Consider the following 16,711-nt stretch of genomic DNA (forward strand, 5'->3'; position numbering starts at 1 on the left):
AAGAGCAGATTGAAATCCTGCAAGCCGTGAGCAGTAAACGTTCTATGCTCGGGGCGGTCCGACCGATTCTCTAAGCATAACCGTCGTTGATAAATACATTGCAGATTTTTGCGGTTCAAGCTGTTTATTAAGCATTGCCAGCAGCAATTCGGCCCCCCTGCGGCTGATTTGTTCAATCGGCCGTTTGACCGTCGTCAGTGCGGGAGTCAAATAGCCGGAAAACAGATTATCGTCAAACCCGGCTACAGAAATTTGATCGGGTACCTGAAAGCCTTTTTCCAGAGCAGCTCTGAGTGCTCCCACCGCCATATCGTCATTCATGCAGAACACAGCGGTGGGCGCCTCTTCCAGCCGCAGCAGCTTCAGCATGCAGGAGTAGCCGCTGGCCAAGTCGTAATTTCCCTGTACCTGATATTGCTTTTTAACAGGAATATCATAGGCCTGCAAAGCATCGAGGTACCCTTGCTTTCTTACTGAGGTGGAGCGGAAGTCCGCCCTGCCTTCGATAATCGCGATTTTTTGGTGGCCGCACTCGATTAAATGCTCCACCATCCGGTATGACCCCTGCCGGTCATCCGACACCATATTGGCTACTTCCATTCCCTCAACTTCCCGGTTAAGCACGACCACCGGAATTTCCTGGGCAACCAGATGGCGGATAAAGCCATCGTCCTCATCACTCTGGCTCATGACCAGAACACCGTCATAGTTCTTTTTCGTCACAGCTTTATAGTCCGCAAAACCGTCGATTCCGCGAACTACTAAATTATATTGTTCCTGAATAACATCATTTGCCCCTCTTATCGTTTCATACATAAAACCTGGTGATGTCCCTTCGTTCATTGTAGAAAAGAATAGACCCAAGTTAAACGAACGATCCAGCACCAAGCTTCTCGCACTAAAGTTAGGGCTGTAATCCAAACTTTTGGCGATCTCTTTAATTTTAGTTTTCGTCTTGACATTAATTAATGGACTGTCATTAAGGGCACGAGAAACAGTTGTGTGCGATACGCCTGCCAATTTGGCGATATCTTTAATCGTCACACTCACAGGCTTCACCTCTTTTTCAGCATATCATGATTTGCACACGTTAACAATGAATATCAAAACAATCAACATAAAAAATCTGCACCCGGTAAGAGTACAGATTTTTTATAACCCCTTAGCCTGACATGTTCACATTTCGGTGGCCAGCATCTCTTTGCGCAGCTCTTCCAGTTTGGCTTTCGTTTCGGCAACGCGTTTGAAATCGCCGTCCTCTATAGCTTCATGAAGGGATGCGAGTTCATAATCCAGCTCAAGCCGCAAAACCGGAATCCGCTCTTCAATACGAGTTGATTTGAGTGCCTCTGTCATTTCCTCAAAAGTTATCATAGGATCCCTCTGATAGATTATTTTATGATCGACTCCTGAAATTTCAACCATCCGAATGATTTCCCCGAACATTATGCTTTCGATCAAAATTTGCTGCTCTTTAAATCTTTTGACAACCGCGTGTCCCCGTGTATCGCCAATCATTTTCTCCAGCAGCTCCGCCAGCTTGCTGTCCTTGATGGAGTAACTGCCGACCATTTTGAAGCGCTCCCCGATTCGCTGAAACTTTAGTTTGACGAGCTTTCTGCCTGTGCGAACAGAGATAACAAATTGGGTTTCGTTCTCATTCCAATAAAGCGAGAAACCTTCTTGGATCAAGGCTTTAATAAAATCTCGGATTTGCCGGCGGTCAAACCTCAACTCTAAGTTGCAGTACTCTACTTCATGACTATTGTTCACGGCAATCCCTCCCCCAGCTGCACTTATGACAGAATGTTCAGACAATTGATTGATTTACTTTATCTTATTATGAATACTATGATTTAGCAACTTGGTTTAATGATTAATTCTTGCGGTTTAAGCAAAAATGGTTAAGGGTCCAGGACTACTTGTCTATAGCTTAGACAAAAATATGTCTATAGAAACCTTTATTAACCAAATATATTCAATTTAGCTTAAGCCGAAATCGAGATATTTTTCAGTGCAGTTTTCTTCACGAGCAGACCGATTCAGGCTATAGGCACACTACCGATATGTGGTATAATCAAAAATCGGGCTCATTGCAGAAAGGATGGTACTACAAAGTGGACTTTCGAGGATTTTCAGCTGAAGATTTTGATGTGTTTACAATTCCAGGACTGGAACCGCGCATGGAGGCATTAATTGCACGCGTACGCCCTAAGCTGACTGAACTGGGTGACCATTTATCCAGCTATTTGTCTGCCGCGTGCGGAGCAGAACTGTTTCCTCATGTTGCCCGTCACGCACGGCGAACCGTGAATCCTCCTGACGACACCTGGGTAGCCTGGGCCAGCAGCAAAAAGGGATACAAATCTTTACCCCATTTTCAGCTTGGCTTATGGAATACCCACTTGTTTATCCAATTCGGTGTCATCTATGAATGCCCCCATAAGGTGCATTATGCTAACCAGCTGCACAAGCAGAAAAAGCAGATTCGCTCCCTTATTCCTGACAGCTACTATTGGTCGATGGATCATACGAAGCCTGAAGTAATCCCGGGTTCCGAGATGGATGAAGAACGCTTTGCGCAGCTTATTCACCGCCTGAAAACAGTCAAAAAGGCAGAAGCGCTATGCGGTTTGAGAGTAGAGCGTGATGATCCTATACTGACTGATGGCAAAGCTTTTATAGAGCTTGCTGAGCAAACCTTTACCCGGCTGGTGCCGCTGTATCATTTGTCCGTTTAGTCATTAGCCGGCAAGGATGGGGCTGGAAAATAGTACTTTTTGTTTTCGGGTTCATTTTCATATTGATTTAAGCTTTTTAGGGTAATCTATGGAAAGACAGGGAGAGAGACCGGGCTTATTTCATTATGAAAGGAAGGTTCCGATGAAATCCAAAACCATTCTTCATACTTTGCTGACGTTTATGCTCGTTTTTGGCAGCACCAGTACCGTATATGCGGCCACCCCGGATACAAGCACCTCGAACGGGCCAGATAATCGCCAGCTCATCAAGGATAAAATTCAACTAATTAAGCAGCTGCGGGAACGGCGTCAGAGGGAGCCTGAACATAAAAAACTGTATCGCTCCGCTCTTCCCATCGTCGAGGAGACCGCGTCCCTGCTGGGCATAACGAAGGACGATCTAATAGCCGAGTTGAAGAAAGACAAGAGCTTGAATGAAGTCGCCAAGAGCCGCGGCATGAGCGGTGAAGAGCTTGCCGGCAAATTAATGGTTCTGCGCATCCAAAAAATCAATGAAGCGGTTATCGCCGGCAAGCTGCCCGCGGAGAAAGCCGAAAAGATAAAATCCCGAATGAAAGAGCATGTGGCCTATTTGCTGAACCAGAAAGGAAGCAAAGTGCTGGAGCATATCGACACCCATAAATGGTTAAGACACAACACTTTGCGGCATTTCACTCCTTCCAAAATGGCTGAGCTGATTGGCATATCCGAACAAGAGCTCGTTGGCAAACTGAAGAGCGGGCATTCCTTAAGTGAAATTGCCGAGGAGCAAGGGATTAGCCGCCAGGAATTAACCTCCCGCATTAAAGGCGAGGCAGATCCGATCATCGAGCGGATGCTGGATAAAAAGCTGATTCCTCAGGACAAAAGCAAAAGTCCGTAAGGGCTTGAAGCAGCAATTTACCTGAACCCCTGATTGTTAGGGCAAAACACTAAAAAAGAAGCTGTCCGAAAAGTGGCCGTTCAGCCCGATAACTAGAATAAGCAGCTAACCCGTGGCAGCGAACCCGTGGCAATGGCAATGGACTGGAGGCAGTGGACCCGTGGCAGCGGACCGGAGGCGAATTGTATGCGAAAACCGCATGCCATTGATTTTCAGGCACAACTCCAACTGCAGCAATGAAAATTGCCGAAACAAAAAAAATCGCTAAATCTTGTAGAATGGAAGTTACCACACCACCAACTCAAGAAAGAGCGATTTTTTTGCGTAATTAAACCACTACTACTGAACAGATACCATGCAACCAACAACTTACCACTGGGGGATATGGAAGAGATAATGTTCCTGCCAAGCGAAATCTTGCCCCGACATTCATTCATTATGTTCTATAGCTTTTGCTGCCTTCCTGCAAAAACCATAAAAAGGCCGGGCGGAAAACTTTGCGTTTTCCACGCCCGGCCTTTAGGGACTTATTATACAGCCTCTTTTTGAGTTGCAGCGCCCAGCTCACTGTCAGCCCGTACAAACCCGGCTACCAGCAGCATAGCGGCTATGCATAATACCGCGCCAACAATATAAGGGGAAGCCATATGCCAGCCAAACAAAGCCATCGCGCCTAACGGACCGAAGATCCGCCCAAGACTATCCATAGAGGAATTGAGTCCGGTAGCTACCCCTTGACCGACTTTGGTTTTCTGGGTAATTAAAGAAATGACACACGGGCGGATTAACGCATTGCCCGCTCCAAATACGGACAGGTACAGAGCAGCCGTCCAGACACTGCTGGAAAACAATATGAGGATGAAGCCCGCCGCCGATAGGACCAGGCCAATGCTTATCGCTACCTTTTCCTGACCGGGCTTGACATGCCGGCGCACCACTCCGCCTTGAATGAGGGCTCCTACGATCCCGCTGGCAAAGAACATCATCCCAGCCTCAAAGGAGTCCACACCAATCTTCGCCATCTGAAACAGTTGGAACGTAGTTTCGAGTCCCGCCAAGGTGAAGGTGACAAAAAAAGATAAAATATATAAATACTTAAGCGGCCCTTGGAAAGCCGCCCATCTGGAAGGCTGACGCGCGGGTACAGCACCACCCCTGGCTTCCGGCGGCAGAGACTCCGTAAGATAGCTTGCCGTAAACAGTAAACAGAGAAAGGACAGCAGGGAAGAAACAAAAAAAGGTACGGACAATCCCCACAAGCTAAAAACACCACCAAGCGCTGGACCTAGCACAAAGCCCAGTCCAATGGACATGCCTACAAGACCCATTCCCTTTGTACGGTTCTCATCCGTAGTAATGTCCGCAACGTAGGCTACTGCACAGGCTGTCACTGCTCCGGAAAAGGCTCCGCCTATAATCCTGGAGACGTACATGAGCCACAGCTGGTCTCCGGCAAGGCCAAACAGCAAAAAGCTGACAGCGAATCCGCCAAGTCCAATCAGCAGCACTGGCTTTCTGCCGGTTTTGTCTGATACTCTTCCCCACCAGGGGGACATAAAAAAAGAAACCGCCGAGTAAACGGACAGCAGCATCGCCAAATGGAATCCTTGATCCTCGCCGACTATGACGGGCAGGACCGGGATAATGATTCCAAAGCCAATAAAAACAGTTAACAGCAGCAGCATTATAACTGCCATGGATTTATTCATATCGGTTACTTCCCTTCTCCATCCGAAAACCACGATGCCTGTACTTATGCCTGGTAATTGAACATGCAATTTACCGGAATTCCACCACTTGCATCCTGTCTCGAATCTGCTATACTCATTTTGTTTGTTATATTGCTTGTCCATCACTACCAACATTACCCGAAGGGGGAATTAATAAAGCCATGGATCAAAATCAAACCCCGCTCTTTACCGCCTTGACCAACCATGCAGCACGAAATCCGCTGCAATTTCATATACCCGGACATAAAAAAGGAGTCGGAATGGACCCCGAATTCCGTGCCTTTATGGGAGATTCCGCTCTGTCGATCGACTTAATCAATATTGCGCCGCTCGATGACCTGCATCAGCCGCTGGGAGTCATTGAGGACGCGCAAAAGCTGGCAGCGGAAGCGTTCCAAGCTGATTATACCTTTTTTTCCGTGCAGGGAACAAGTGGCGCAATTATGACAATGATCATGACGGTCTGTTCACCCGGCGATAAAATCATTGTTCCCCGAAATGTTCACAAATCTGTCATGTCGGCCATCATCTTCTCGGGAGCCAAGCCGGTATTTCTTTCCCCGGAGAGAGACGCCAATCTCGGCATAGATCACGGAGTCACCATTGGCTCGGTCAAGCGGGCGCTGCAAATCCACCCTGACGCCAAGGCGGTATTAGTGATTAACCCTACCTATTACGGCGTTTGTACGAACCTGAAGGAAATCGTGAATCTGGTGCACAGCTACGATATCCCTGTCCTTGTAGATGAGGCGCACGGAGCCTTAATCCATTTTCATGACGAGCTTCCCCTCTCTGCTATGCAGGCCGGGGCGGATATGTCCGCAACCAGCATCCACAAGCTGGGCGGCTCATTGACCCAAAGCTCTATCTTAAATGTCAAGGTGCAGAATAACCGCATCAATCCCAAGCGGGCGCAAACCATTATCAGCATGCTGACAACGACATCGACCTCTTATCTTTTGCTTGCTTCACTCGATACCGCGCGCCGCAATCTGGCGCTGAACGGTCATGCCATTGCGGAACAGACCCTGCGTTATGCCAAGCTCGCCAGAGAGCGGATTAATGAAATCCCGGGGCTCTACTGCTTCGGCGAAGACATTCTTGGCTCAGAGGCCACATACGACTACGACCCTACTAAACTAACAATTCACGTGCGCAAATTGGGAATTACGGGGTATGATGCGGAAAACTGGCTGCGGGAGCATTACAATCTTGAGGTTGAGCTAAGTGATATGTACAACATTCTCTGTTTTATTACACCAGGGGATACCGGACAAACGACCGAAGCGTTGATCACTGCATTGCGGGAAATGGCCGATGTTCACCGGGACAAAGGTAAAATCAACGACCTCGTTGTCAAAATTCCGGAAATTCCTCAATTGTCCCTGCCTCCGCGCGATGCATTCTACGGGGATACCGAGGTCATTCCGTTCAAAGAATCTGCAGGACGAATTATTGCCGAATTTATTTATGTCTATCCGCCAGGAATTCCTATTCTGCTTCCCGGCGAGGTCATTTCTCAAGAAAATATCGACTATATCCGTGAGCACGTACAGGTAGGCCTTCCCGTCAAAGGACCGGAAGACCGCAATGTGGAAAAGGTAAAAGTGATTGTAGAAACGCAGGCGATTTTCTGATTATTAGAGGCTTCATCGCGGCTTCACGATTTCAGCAAAGCCAAGGCCCGGAAGCGAGAAGATGGTTTCCGGGCCTTGACTTAAGTTTTCGTAAGGCGTATGCCCCGGGCAGCAGGCTCCCGAGCGGCGGCCCCCTTGAAATGAATGTACATTAAATAGCGAATTAATACTGATCGTGGAGTGCAACAAAAGGCAGCCGCTGACGGAGAAAATGAGAAAGCTCCTCTGCTTCAGCCGGTCTGATCGAGAAGCACCGCTGCAGATGCTCCAGATTGCTTAAATCGTCCTGGCACAAGAGGGCTGATCTGCCGGTTTGCATACATAAAACAATCGGCTTGCCGAAAAAGTGCTCGGTAAATATAATAGCAAAATCATACCGACTGCTTTCGGAAGCATAGCCAATGAACTGAATGTTGGCTTTCTCAGTCTCTTCATATAATTTATCGAACATAATCAGCCGCCTCCTTTTATTGAATATTCAGAAAATTATTATAATTAACTATACCACAAAAAAGGAATTTTGTAACATTTTTTTCTGCACTCCGTCCAATTCTTTTATCTATAACAAACCGAATTATAGGACTGCATACTGCTATTTCTCCTTGCAGTCACTCCAAGCAACCAAGGTATAGAGGAAAAAAGGCGGTTCTTGTCTACATCTTGCACCCATCTTTGCTGGAGAGAAAATATACAAATGCTTTATTGTCAATCGACAAATGGAATGCTATCATGAGTGAAGAATTCTAACGGGGGCAGGTGGATACACATGGCTCAAAGCGCTTACATAAAATTTGTCAAAGGCTCGGCTGTCTCTTCTCTTACGTTGGAAGATCTAGAGCAGCATTTACTCTCCTATAAAGAACAGCTTGCACGCACGGGCCAACAACTCGGCTGGTCCTATGAAAACGCTGGTTTCCCCTATTCCATTGAGAAAAAAGCTGAGGGGGGCGACCGGTGGTTCTATTTGAAAGGCCAGGACAGCAGCTATCGTTATATCGTTTTGGGATTGGGCAAAGAAGCAGCTGAAGACGGGGACGTTCATTATGTCCAGGTAGTTCTGCCGGATGATGCTACTCATGGCGACAAGGGCAAGGCCAATGAGCTCTGCCGCCATCTGGGACGCAAGCTGCAAGGCGAGCTGCACATGTTTAATGGCAGAGTCATGTATTTCTATCCGCGCAAATAATAACAGAAGACGCCCTCTATACCGTTGTTCTCCAAGCGGGTTAGAGGGCGTCTTCTGTCCATTCAATCAAGCTGTGTTATTGCGATTCTTCTGCAGCCAGCTGATTATAAATCGATACTACCCGATCCCATTCCTCATCGTTATCTATGCTAACCAGATAGGCATCGTCATTTTCCTCTTCAATTCGGAAAATAACGCCTTCCGCGTCCGGATTATTCCTGTCCAGCAGTACAGCATATGTGTTCGTATCGGCTTCGAAAGTATAGACCATTACCATTTCATGCTCTACACCATCGGTATCGGTCACGAGAAATACATCTTCCTCGTGATCATGGTCATGGTCGTGGGTGTGATCATGCCCGCAACCACAATTGTCATGCTTTGCGTCGGTCATGACATCGCCTCGTTTCTTTTAAAAATGACTTTCTCCTGTATCGTAACATTATTGCACCAGCAAGGTCAATGTGAACGAATGAACATGAGAAAGACAGGCCATCACTATTCCGAAACGATAGTCTTTTCCGAAACGACTGTGTACTCGCCGCCAACCAGCACGGAGAACTGAACGGTATAATCTCCTCGTTGCGAGAAATGGACCTTGAAGGGCCAGGTATACCAGAAGCTGTCTGTGCTGCTTTCCAAATCAACCGTGACGGGATCATGCGCCATCTCTCCGTTGGGCGCTACTACCGTAATCTGGAACCCCTGGGCATCCGCTTTCAGCTGATCCACTTGGGTGGAGACGACAAAATTTCGCGTTTCCCCTCTAGCTACTTTGCCAAACGGTTTTTTGATGGAGTAGTCTTTGTCCACATCCAAGGAAACAAACATGTGTACGTTAGGTTTATAGATGTTAGCGGTTAATGTTGTGTTGTCCCAATTGACGGTCGCTTGCAGTGATTCGCTTATTTGCCTCAGCGGCAGCATCGTTCTGCCGTTCACAATAATCGCGGGGACGTCCGATTCCTCCAGCAGCTTATCGTTGACCATAATCCGGGCCTTGCTGTAACCCTCGTAGCTCCCCCAGAGCGACTCGCCAAATGCTGTAACTGTTCCGAGCGTAAAAATCAGAACAGCAAACAGGGCAATTCGTTTCATCCTCATCTGCTCAGATTCCCTCCATCGTGGTCGTATTGCTAGTTTATACTCTTTTTTACTTGAAGAGTTGCGTCTTAGGGCAGGAAATGTTCAGTCGCAAGTAGAAGAGTAATTTGTCAAACAATAGCTTTGATGAACACCCCCGCTGGGACTTGGGCAATATGCTGCATCCATTTTCCGTTTCGGAAGCACCAAGAAAAGGTTATGCTTTAATTAGCGGGAACTGTGAATAGGAATAGCGGGAAGATCCATATCATTGAATAGAGGGTGGTCGAATGCAAACCAATCAAGAAACCAAATTGCTCATGCTGGGAACAGGCGGGGCATTCTCTGTGAAATACAATAACAACAACGCCCTGTTCACCCATGGTTCGTTTACTTTACTGGTCGATTGCGGAGTGACTGCGATCAGAGCGCTTCATCAGCTGGAAGTTCCTCTTACTAGCATTGATGCCGTATTCATCACTCATCAGCATGCCGATCACGTTGGAGGGCTGGAGGAATTCGCATTTCAAATGAATGGGCGTTATAAGCAAAAACCGCGGCTTATTGTGCCGGCAGCATTACAAGACTCCCTTTGGGAGCACACCTTGAAGGGCGGTCTGGATAATCCCCACTCCGGAATGACCAAGCTGAGCGATTACTTCGAGGTCACAGCCGTCGCGGAAGATACACCGGCAGAATTAGCTCCGGGCTTCACTATACGCCTCCTTCCTACTGTGCATGTCGTGGGCAAGCCGAGCTTCGCACTGCTTATCAACGAAAGCATCTATTACAGTTCCGACTGTACCTTTGACCGGGAACGATTAATCCGGCTCCACGAGCAGGGAGTCCGCCATATTCTGCACGAGTGCCAGCTGACCGGGACACCTGCTGTGCATACGACATTGGATCAGCTGCTCTCCCTTCCCGAGGACGTCCAGCACAAAATCCAGTTAATGCATTACGGGGATGATATGGAAGCATATAAGGGCAAAACGGGGGGCATGTCCTTTATTGAACAGCACCGGACCTATCGTTACCCTGCCTTATAAGACTTAACCTGCCTATTGCAGAATACTTTGTTACAGAGAGCTCTTTTGCCTGCTCACAAGCCGCAGCCTTACATTAAACTATCCTTCACAGCGAAAAACTTAGAGCCGCCCTTATGGCGGCTCTGCATCTGATTAGAAACCAGGAAGATTATCGAGATTATTGCTGGGATCGCCGTCCGCGTCTCCCCTGATGTAATACTCTCCGTCTCTTCCTTTGAACACATTGACGCCTTGAATCATGCCGTCCCTTACTTCCTGCAGCGCTTGCTCGTAGCTGAGCACTCGACCGGAGGAAGTCTGGAATTGTTCGATGTCGCCCTCACCGTTTTTTCTGACCGCTTGAATGGATTCTCTTTGATCGCTCATGTGCTTTACCTCTCTTTCCTAGACGTTATGCCTTAGGATGGGAAAAGCAGCGGCCGGTTATTCCTGTTTCAAGCTTTTTTTGAATTGCAAGTGCCAGATTCCCGCATCAAGAAACGGCTCTTTGCTAATATTGACATATCCTAGCTTCTCATAAAATGTTTCCAGATACAGCTGGCCGTTCAAAATAGCTGATCTCGCACCATGCTTCGCTGCGGATCGTTCCAAAGCCTGAATCATTTGTCTGCCTAGCCCGCTGCCTCTGTAAGCTTTATGTACAGCCAAGCGTTGAAACTTTGCTGTTGTTTTTGCTTTGTCGTAAAATACCCATCTAGCTGTTCCCACTGGCTGCCCGCCATCAACCGCCAGCAGATGAATACATGCTGCGGACAGAGCGTCGTACTCGTCTTTTTCCAATTCCGGAGGCACTTGCTGCTCATAAACAAAAACCTCACGGCGAATGGCAAGGCATTCACGGAGCTGATCTTCCGCAGTGACCTGCATGATTTTCATGGCTACCCCTCTTCTCCGTCCATTAATTTGCAGGCAATCCATTAAGAACTGGACCCTGGTCCCCTATCCCTGAGACACTTAGTTTGATAAACTATAGTTGAGAGAGAGAAATGGATAAAGGAGCCCTATGCGTATGAATATTGCCTTCTTTCTACTGCCCAAGCTGGAAGTCATTCATTTGACCTTACAAACCACATTACGCCAAACTCTGGAAAAAATGGAGTATCATCGTTATACAGCAGTACCTATACTTAATGAAGATGGAACGTATGTTGGAACGGTTACCGAAGGTGATCTGCTCTGGTTTTTCAAAAACAATAAAGATTTCACTTTTGAAAATGCAAACCGGCATACCCTTGCCGAGATTCCATTGAACAAAAATAATCAGCCCGTGAGAATTGATGCGAATATGGACGATCTGATCAGTCTGGCCAAAGTACAGAACTTTGTTCCGGTCGTGGATGATATGGATAAATTTATTGGCATTGTGCGCCGCAGTGACGTAATTGAGTACTGCTCAGACAAAATATTTAATAATGTGCAGGCAAACAGAGAGGTCAATTCTACCGGATAGCCCCGGAGCGGAATGACCGCGCGGCATAGAGCATACGAACTATAGCATTCCCCTCCCCTTGGGAGGGGCTTTTGTTTATTTTAGCCAATACGATGAGCATAACGATCGTCCGGATCCTCCTCCTTCTCCAAGCTGGCCTTGAGCAAGGCCAGCTCCTGAATGAGCCGGGTCTGCTGTCTTTGCAGTCTCGAAATGACTATCGTCAAATGCAGAATCATGACCATGGCCATTACAAAACCGATAATAATTAGCACGGATGTCGCCTCGTAAATTTCTAATAATCGGGCTGCGTCCTCAAGCACTCGGGGATATGCGCTGCAAACGATCATGACAGCCCCCATGACGAGCCATAGCAGCGAATATTTCTCGGCGATCCGTTGACGACGAATTAGCTCCACCACACTGATGGTAAGGGCTGCGCTGCAAATTGTCGAGAGTACATGAATGTGCATACTCATCAGCCTACGTTTCGGAAGCGTGTTAGCAGGACGGCGAGGGACACCTTCGTCATATAATACAGCGCCTTGCCCGCAGTTATCGAGGAATGTCCTTCTTCCCTGCAATGCATATGGACGGGTGTTTCCTTGATGGTAAAACCTTTTCTCTCGAGCATAACAAGCGCCTCTACCTCAGGATAGTCGTCCGGGTAATTCTCTGCAAAGTATTCCATGGCTTTACGATTGACGGCGCGAAACCCGGAGGTCGGATCCGTCATCGTTCTGCCGGTTAAGGCGCGAATAAGCCACGAAAAAAAGCGGATTCCCCATTGTCGGATTGGGGTAGACGTATATCCGGTTTTCTCCAAAAAGCGGGACCCGATGCAGCAGTCGGCTTCTCCGTTCGAAATGACAGATACGATCTTGTTCAAATCTCCGGGCTCATGCTGACCATCCGCATCAAGCTGGATAGCAATATCATATCCATGCCGGCTCGCGAATATATAACCTGTTTGCACCGCTCCCCCGATCCCCACGTTGAAGGGGAGGTCAATCACGTGGGCCAAGCCGGTGGCTCGCGCCCGCAGGCTTGTTTCATCCGTAGACCCGTCATTGACGACAAGCATGTCGACTTCGGGATGAGCCTCATGAACGGCACGGACAACCCGGGCTATGCTATTTTCTTCATTGTAAGCGGGAATAATGACGAGAACATTCAAATCTGTCTTCACTCTCTTTCTCTAATTAAACCATTTGAACCAATCGTTTCCATTATTCCCCCAGATCCCCCGGCTTTATCCAAGCATCACAGGAGCGTTAATTTCCTATTTCAATCACAATGAAGGCTTTTCCTCCTCAACGCTTCCTTTAACCCAATTGTGATCCAGCAAATAATCGTAAATAAGCTTTTTCTCCTGCGGAGTAAATTGATAGGCGCTGTCACATCCATCCAGCAGAAGTACTGTTTGGACAATATAACGTTCCTTATTGCAAATGACCCAGGCGCTTATTTCCTCTGCTCCCTCTGGCAACTCGGTATGATCGCGGAGCTGCAGGCGAAGATAAAGGTCAATCCAGGATTCCCGTCTCTCCTCGGTTACTTTCACAACCTCCAGCGGCAGTTCGCCCAAATAGCCGCTCCCCATCAAAATCATTGTTTTCCCTCCCTCCAATATTAACTCCTTCCAGTAGAGGTGCACCCGCTTGCGAGAATGATCTAAACCCAAGTGTGATATAATGGTAAGAAGCATTCCATGCTGCAACAACTATATCGTTTCAAATTTACACTAGGGAGGAACTGCTATGGATAAATACATTCGACAATCCCGCACCATTTTGGCCAGCTATGTACTTCCCCCCGATACTAACAATCATAACACGTTATTCGGCGGCAAGTTAATGAGTTATATCGATGATGTAGGGGCCCGCGCCGCTATGCGCCATTCCCGCTGTCCTGTCGTTACGGCTTCCACGGATTCGATTGATTTTTTGCACCCGATTAAAGTTAACCATGAAGTTGCTCTCGAAGCTATTGTAACCTGGGCCGGACGCACCTCAATGGAGGTTTTCGTCCGCGTCATCGCGGAAGATTTGCTAACTGGAGAGCGGAAAGTATGCGCCCATTCCTTCTTAACCTATGTAGCCCTCGGCGAAGACGGTGTCCCGGTTGAAGTTCCCAAGGCCATACCGGAAACCCCTGAGGAAAAAATGCTTCACGACTCCGCACCAGCCCGGGCTCAAGCGCGTAATCAGCGGCGCAAGGACAGTAAAAGGTTTGCAGAAACGTTCGGCACGAATTTTGTATGGGAAAAGCAGTGAGGTCCCGTGACAGGCAAAAACGATTCAAGAATAACCCCCGCTTGTATTAATCCGCAAACCTTCACATAAAATTGAGTAATAAAGCTTGTAGCGGGGTGAGCTTTTGAACGGAAATCCATTTTATCAGGTTGAGCGTCTGATCGCATTTGTCCAGGCTAATCAATGGCAGGTTTCGGCGCTGGCGATGATTGGACTTGGCATCTTCGCAATGACTTTCTTTTCGATAAGAAACCGCCGTTTGCGCATCATGAAATCGGTATTCGAACGGACTTCGCTTTACGTGAAAGTGGAGCGGGGCAAACGGGTCAGCAGGCTCTATCCGTCATTGATCCGATACAGCGATACGGTTGATGAGGAATACGATGTATTTGAATACCGGTTGAGGCCCGGTATGGCGGTTCAAGAATTTGAGGAGAAAAAGAAATATTTTGAATCCGCCTTTAATTCCAAAGCTATCGTAAACGGCAAGGGCAGCTGGCTGGAAATCAAGATTCGCAAAACTCCCTATCAAGGGCTATCCTAACAGCTGCCAGGCTGCCCGCCTGCTAGCGCTTTTGTTTTGTCTACACTGCGCGAAAAGCGCCGCTCTCCCGGTTTGAAGCCGGGTCGAGCGGCGCTTTTTCCTGTGCTTTACCTTGAATGAAACAGAGCGGCCTATTGTTTATTAGCTTTAAACCCAGGGCCCGGATTGGCAGGTCTCCAGCTTGGCGGAAGCACCGATTTTTCCACTTTTTCGTAAATCGTGAGCAGAGGCTCGACTAAAGGAACCTTAGCGCGCACTGCGTAAACAAGAGCGGCTGCGCCTATCCCCAGAATTGCCCCAACAAGGACGTCACCAGGATAATGCACCCCTACCAAAATCCGTGATAAGCCTACGCAAATGGCTACAACCGGCCATATCCATCTGAACTTATTTGTTTGCATCAGAAAATAGGAGAAGCAGATTGAGAAAAACAGAATCGTATGATCACTCGGGAATGAATTATCCACACTTCTTTCAACCAGTTGATTGACGTTTGCCAGTTCAAAAAAAGGCTGGTTATTAAAGTATAGCTGTCCCGCCAGCTTGCCGAACAGTTCTGCAATAATAAAGGCAATCCCAGCGTTAAGCACCATGATCCGATTCTCTCTGGATTTGCTAAACCAATAAACCAGCATGCTGAGCGCAAGTGCATACACAGTATATTCAGCCGTCACCACCGAAATCGGATTCAGCCACGTAAACTGTTTGCCAAGATCATTGATTAGCCGGAAGATCGCTTCGTTCATTTCAGCATAAGACATCGTATAGTAATTCCTCCTGTTTGCAAAAGCTTCTGTTTCTTGCGCTTTTCCTATCATAACAAAAAAACTTTTACAATATCTTTACATTCTCTTAAAAATAACCGTCAATCTCTTAAAAATATCAGTCAATCTTTAAAGTACCCGTCATTTTCTTAAACTATCTGTCAATCTGTTAAAAGCTCAGTCATTTTCTTAAAAAGAGCCGCAATTACCAAACTATACCGCTATGCCCGCGCTTACTGTGCAAAATCCTAATTTTTCTTTAGATATGTAAATCCAGCCGTGTCTCTATGCACGTATCTTCTATGTCTAATACCTATTTTAGAAAGAATAGATACATGTCTACTCTTTCATAGGATAAAAGTCCAACCAATTACTATATTCCAGCCATACGATAAGACCATACCAATTAGGAGGTGTTCTAATGCTTAACTGTGATCGGCATAAAAAAACAGTCGTTTCCTGCGGCAAATCTTATAGTATGCCGCATAAGAAAGAAGGAGTGAAACTTTGTCCGTCAAAGTCGAAAAAGAAAGTCATTGTTGTATGTAAACCGAAAAAGAAAAAACACGCCCCATGCCCGCCTAAGAAACACAAAAAAATCGTATTAATTAAAAAGGTAAAGAAAATTAATAAAATTGTTAAACGCGTAGGCGTACCAGGACCACGCGGCCCCAGGGGAGAGCAAGGTATACCAGGGCCACAGGGCGTACCGGGTGCACAAGGTGTTCCAGGACCTCAAGGCGTACCAGGGCCTCAAGGACCACAGGGCATACCAGGACCTGCGGGCGGTCTGCAAGCAGCCGCATTCCTATGCAGCACAGCAGCGCAAACGATAGCCCCGGCTCCAGCCCCCGGTGCTCAAGGCGGAGCCGTAACGTTTAACGGCACTCCGGTTATCAATGGAACAGCTGTATCCTTTACAGCACCTTCTACTATTAACATCAATGAAAGCGGCCTATACAATATCAGCTGGGAAGTATTCCCTGTGGAAGGAAATACGGCCTTCGGACTCTTTTTCGACCCTGATGCAGCCGGGCCTGCGCCAGCCAGCTTAGTGCCTTGCAGCAACTATGGCGCGGGTTCGGGGAACCAGCCTTACCAAGGCCAAGTCGTTGTCCAGTTGACGGCCGGTGGCGTTCTGACTCTGAACCGGATAGACAGCATGGGTACTGTAATCTTGCAAAATGCTATAGGCGGGGGCGCGCCTACCGTTAGCGCCTCTATCGTAATAGAAAAAATAGCTTAGCAACTGGCTAATTTAGATCAAAGATATTCATGATGTTTAAGTTATAAAAGATGTCCAAGTTAGTAAAAAATAATAAAGATAGTAAAGATAGTAAAAAAATATTTAAGATATATAGCATAATATAGTTAATGCTAGATAATGCAGAAGTGTTTGGACTAATAAAC

At 47.3% G+C, this 16,711-nt stretch carries 21 protein-coding genes; 9 read left to right on the forward strand and 12 right to left on the reverse strand.

The genetic code is table 11. From position 1 onward, the window contains the following. Positions 1 to 42: 42 nt before the first annotated feature. Both PSHG_RS04335 and PSHG_RS04340 read right to left on the reverse strand, forming a co-directional pair. The gene (locus PSHG_RS04335) at positions 43 to 1,050 is read right to left on the reverse strand and encodes a LacI family DNA-binding transcriptional regulator (RefSeq protein WP_010269955.1); all 1,008 of its coding nucleotides are present in this window, start codon (positions 1,048 to 1,050) and stop codon (positions 43 to 45) included. Positions 1,051 to 1,176: 126 nt separating this feature from the next. Next, the gene (locus PSHG_RS04340) at positions 1,177 to 1,773 is read right to left on the reverse strand and encodes a hypothetical protein (protein ID WP_010269957.1); all 597 of its coding nucleotides are present in this window, start codon (positions 1,771 to 1,773) and stop codon (positions 1,177 to 1,179) included. 344 nt (positions 1,774 to 2,117) lie between these two features. On the opposite strand from PSHG_RS04340, the gene PSHG_RS04345 reads away from it, so the two are divergent. Together PSHG_RS04345 and PSHG_RS26555 are read left to right on the forward strand one after the other, a co-directional pair. Then, entirely contained in the window at positions 2,118 to 2,741 is a 624-nt protein-coding gene (locus tag PSHG_RS04345; RefSeq protein ID WP_010269959.1) for a YktB family protein, read from the forward strand. A gap of 142 nt (positions 2,742 to 2,883) precedes the next feature. Continuing rightward, positions 2,884 to 3,624, forward strand: coding sequence for a hypothetical protein (locus PSHG_RS26555; protein WP_010269961.1), 741 nt, complete (start codon positions 2,884 to 2,886; stop codon positions 3,622 to 3,624). Between the two features lie 530 nt (positions 3,625 to 4,154). Here PSHG_RS26555 and PSHG_RS04355 read toward each other — a convergent pair. Further along, positions 4,155 to 5,333: an MFS transporter gene (locus tag PSHG_RS04355; protein WP_010269962.1), complete on the reverse strand. Its 1,179-nt coding sequence runs from the start codon at positions 5,331 to 5,333 to the stop codon at positions 4,155 to 4,157. 182 nt (positions 5,334 to 5,515) lie between these two features. On the opposite strand from PSHG_RS04355, the gene PSHG_RS04360 reads away from it, so the two are divergent. Continuing rightward, on the forward strand, positions 5,516 to 6,991 hold the full coding sequence (locus PSHG_RS04360) for an aminotransferase class I/II-fold pyridoxal phosphate-dependent enzyme (protein ID WP_010269965.1): 1,476 nt from the start codon (positions 5,516 to 5,518) through the stop codon (positions 6,989 to 6,991). A 163-nt stretch (positions 6,992 to 7,154) separates the two neighbouring features. On the opposite strand, the gene PSHG_RS04365 is transcribed toward PSHG_RS04360, so the two are convergent. After that, complete coding sequence (locus PSHG_RS04365) at positions 7,155 to 7,442, reverse strand: DUF3055 domain-containing protein (protein ID WP_010269967.1); 288 nt, start codon at positions 7,440 to 7,442, stop codon at positions 7,155 to 7,157. 315 nt (positions 7,443 to 7,757) lie between these two features. On the opposite strand from PSHG_RS04365, the gene PSHG_RS04370 reads away from it, so the two are divergent. Beyond that, positions 7,758 to 8,177 carry a DUF1885 family protein gene (locus PSHG_RS04370; RefSeq protein ID WP_010269970.1) on the forward strand — a complete coding sequence of 140 codons (420 nt, stop codon included), beginning with the start codon at positions 7,758 to 7,760 and terminating at the stop codon, positions 8,175 to 8,177. A 76-nt stretch (positions 8,178 to 8,253) separates the two neighbouring features. Here PSHG_RS04370 and PSHG_RS04375 read toward each other — a convergent pair whose 3' ends face one another. Both PSHG_RS04375 and PSHG_RS04380 read right to left on the reverse strand, forming a co-directional pair. Next, entirely contained in the window at positions 8,254 to 8,571 is a 318-nt protein-coding gene (locus tag PSHG_RS04375) for a DUF1292 domain-containing protein (protein ID WP_026021187.1), read from the reverse strand. A gap of 104 nt (positions 8,572 to 8,675) precedes the next feature. Beyond that, a complete protein-coding gene (locus PSHG_RS04380) occupies positions 8,676 to 9,281 on the reverse strand; it encodes a stalk domain-containing protein (RefSeq protein ID WP_010269977.1) in 606 nt (201 codons plus the stop codon). 269 nt (positions 9,282 to 9,550) lie between these two features. Here PSHG_RS04380 and PSHG_RS04385 point away from each other — a divergent pair, with 269 nt between their 5' ends. Then, positions 9,551 to 10,309 (forward strand): MBL fold metallo-hydrolase, encoded by a 759-nt coding sequence (locus PSHG_RS04385; RefSeq protein ID WP_010269979.1) that lies wholly within the window; start codon positions 9,551 to 9,553, stop codon positions 10,307 to 10,309. Positions 10,310 to 10,441: 132 nt separating this feature from the next. Here PSHG_RS04385 and PSHG_RS04390 read toward each other — a convergent pair whose 3' ends face one another. Both PSHG_RS04390 and PSHG_RS04395 read right to left on the reverse strand, forming a co-directional pair. After that, entirely contained in the window at positions 10,442 to 10,675 is a 234-nt protein-coding gene (locus PSHG_RS04390; protein WP_010269981.1) for a DUF3892 domain-containing protein, read from the reverse strand. Positions 10,676 to 10,732: 57 nt separating this feature from the next. Further along, complete coding sequence (locus PSHG_RS04395; protein WP_010269982.1) at positions 10,733 to 11,185, reverse strand: GNAT family N-acetyltransferase; 453 nt, start codon at positions 11,183 to 11,185, stop codon at positions 10,733 to 10,735. 133 nt (positions 11,186 to 11,318) lie between these two features. Here PSHG_RS04395 and PSHG_RS04400 point away from each other — a divergent pair, with 133 nt between their 5' ends. Continuing rightward, a complete protein-coding gene (locus tag PSHG_RS04400; RefSeq protein WP_010269984.1) occupies positions 11,319 to 11,759 on the forward strand; it encodes a CBS domain-containing protein in 441 nt (146 codons plus the stop codon). 80 nt (positions 11,760 to 11,839) lie between these two features. Here PSHG_RS04400 and PSHG_RS04405 read toward each other — a convergent pair whose 3' ends face one another. The 3 genes from PSHG_RS04405 to PSHG_RS26560 form a co-directional block, all read right to left on the reverse strand. After that, on the reverse strand, positions 11,840 to 12,211 hold the full coding sequence (locus tag PSHG_RS04405) for a DUF2304 domain-containing protein (RefSeq protein ID WP_010269986.1): 372 nt from the start codon (positions 12,209 to 12,211) through the stop codon (positions 11,840 to 11,842). Positions 12,212 to 12,216: 5 nt separating this feature from the next. Beyond that, positions 12,217 to 12,915 carry a glycosyltransferase family 2 protein gene (locus PSHG_RS04410; protein ID WP_010269987.1) on the reverse strand — a complete coding sequence of 233 codons (699 nt, stop codon included), beginning with the start codon at positions 12,913 to 12,915 and terminating at the stop codon, positions 12,217 to 12,219. Positions 12,916 to 13,029: 114 nt separating this feature from the next. Continuing rightward, positions 13,030 to 13,350 (reverse strand): hypothetical protein, encoded by a 321-nt coding sequence (locus tag PSHG_RS26560; protein ID WP_010269990.1) that lies wholly within the window; start codon positions 13,348 to 13,350, stop codon positions 13,030 to 13,032. 148 nt (positions 13,351 to 13,498) lie between these two features. Here PSHG_RS26560 and PSHG_RS04420 point away from each other — a divergent pair, with 148 nt between their 5' ends. Together PSHG_RS04420 and PSHG_RS04425 are read left to right on the forward strand one after the other, a co-directional pair. Continuing rightward, complete coding sequence (locus PSHG_RS04420; RefSeq protein ID WP_010269992.1) at positions 13,499 to 14,014, forward strand: acyl-CoA thioesterase; 516 nt, start codon at positions 13,499 to 13,501, stop codon at positions 14,012 to 14,014. 103 nt (positions 14,015 to 14,117) lie between these two features. Then, positions 14,118 to 14,537 (forward strand): hypothetical protein, encoded by a 420-nt coding sequence (locus PSHG_RS04425; protein ID WP_010269995.1) that lies wholly within the window; start codon positions 14,118 to 14,120, stop codon positions 14,535 to 14,537. Between the two features lie 131 nt (positions 14,538 to 14,668). Here PSHG_RS04425 and PSHG_RS04430 read toward each other — a convergent pair whose 3' ends face one another. Continuing rightward, on the reverse strand, positions 14,669 to 15,298 hold the full coding sequence (locus tag PSHG_RS04430) for an undecaprenyl-diphosphatase (protein WP_010269997.1): 630 nt from the start codon (positions 15,296 to 15,298) through the stop codon (positions 14,669 to 14,671). A 424-nt stretch (positions 15,299 to 15,722) separates the two neighbouring features. On the opposite strand from PSHG_RS04430, the gene PSHG_RS04435 reads away from it, so the two are divergent. Beyond that, positions 15,723 to 16,547, forward strand: a complete 825-nt coding sequence (locus PSHG_RS04435) for a collagen-like triple helix repeat-containing protein (protein ID WP_010269999.1) — start codon at positions 15,723 to 15,725, stop codon at positions 16,545 to 16,547. Positions 16,548 to 16,711 lie beyond the last annotated feature (164 nt).

Origin of the sequence: Paenibacillus senegalensis JC66 (assembly GCF_000285515.1) — a bacterium.
Taxonomy (GTDB): Bacteria; Bacillota; Bacilli; order Paenibacillales; family NBRC-103111; genus Paenibacillus_L; species Paenibacillus_L senegalensis.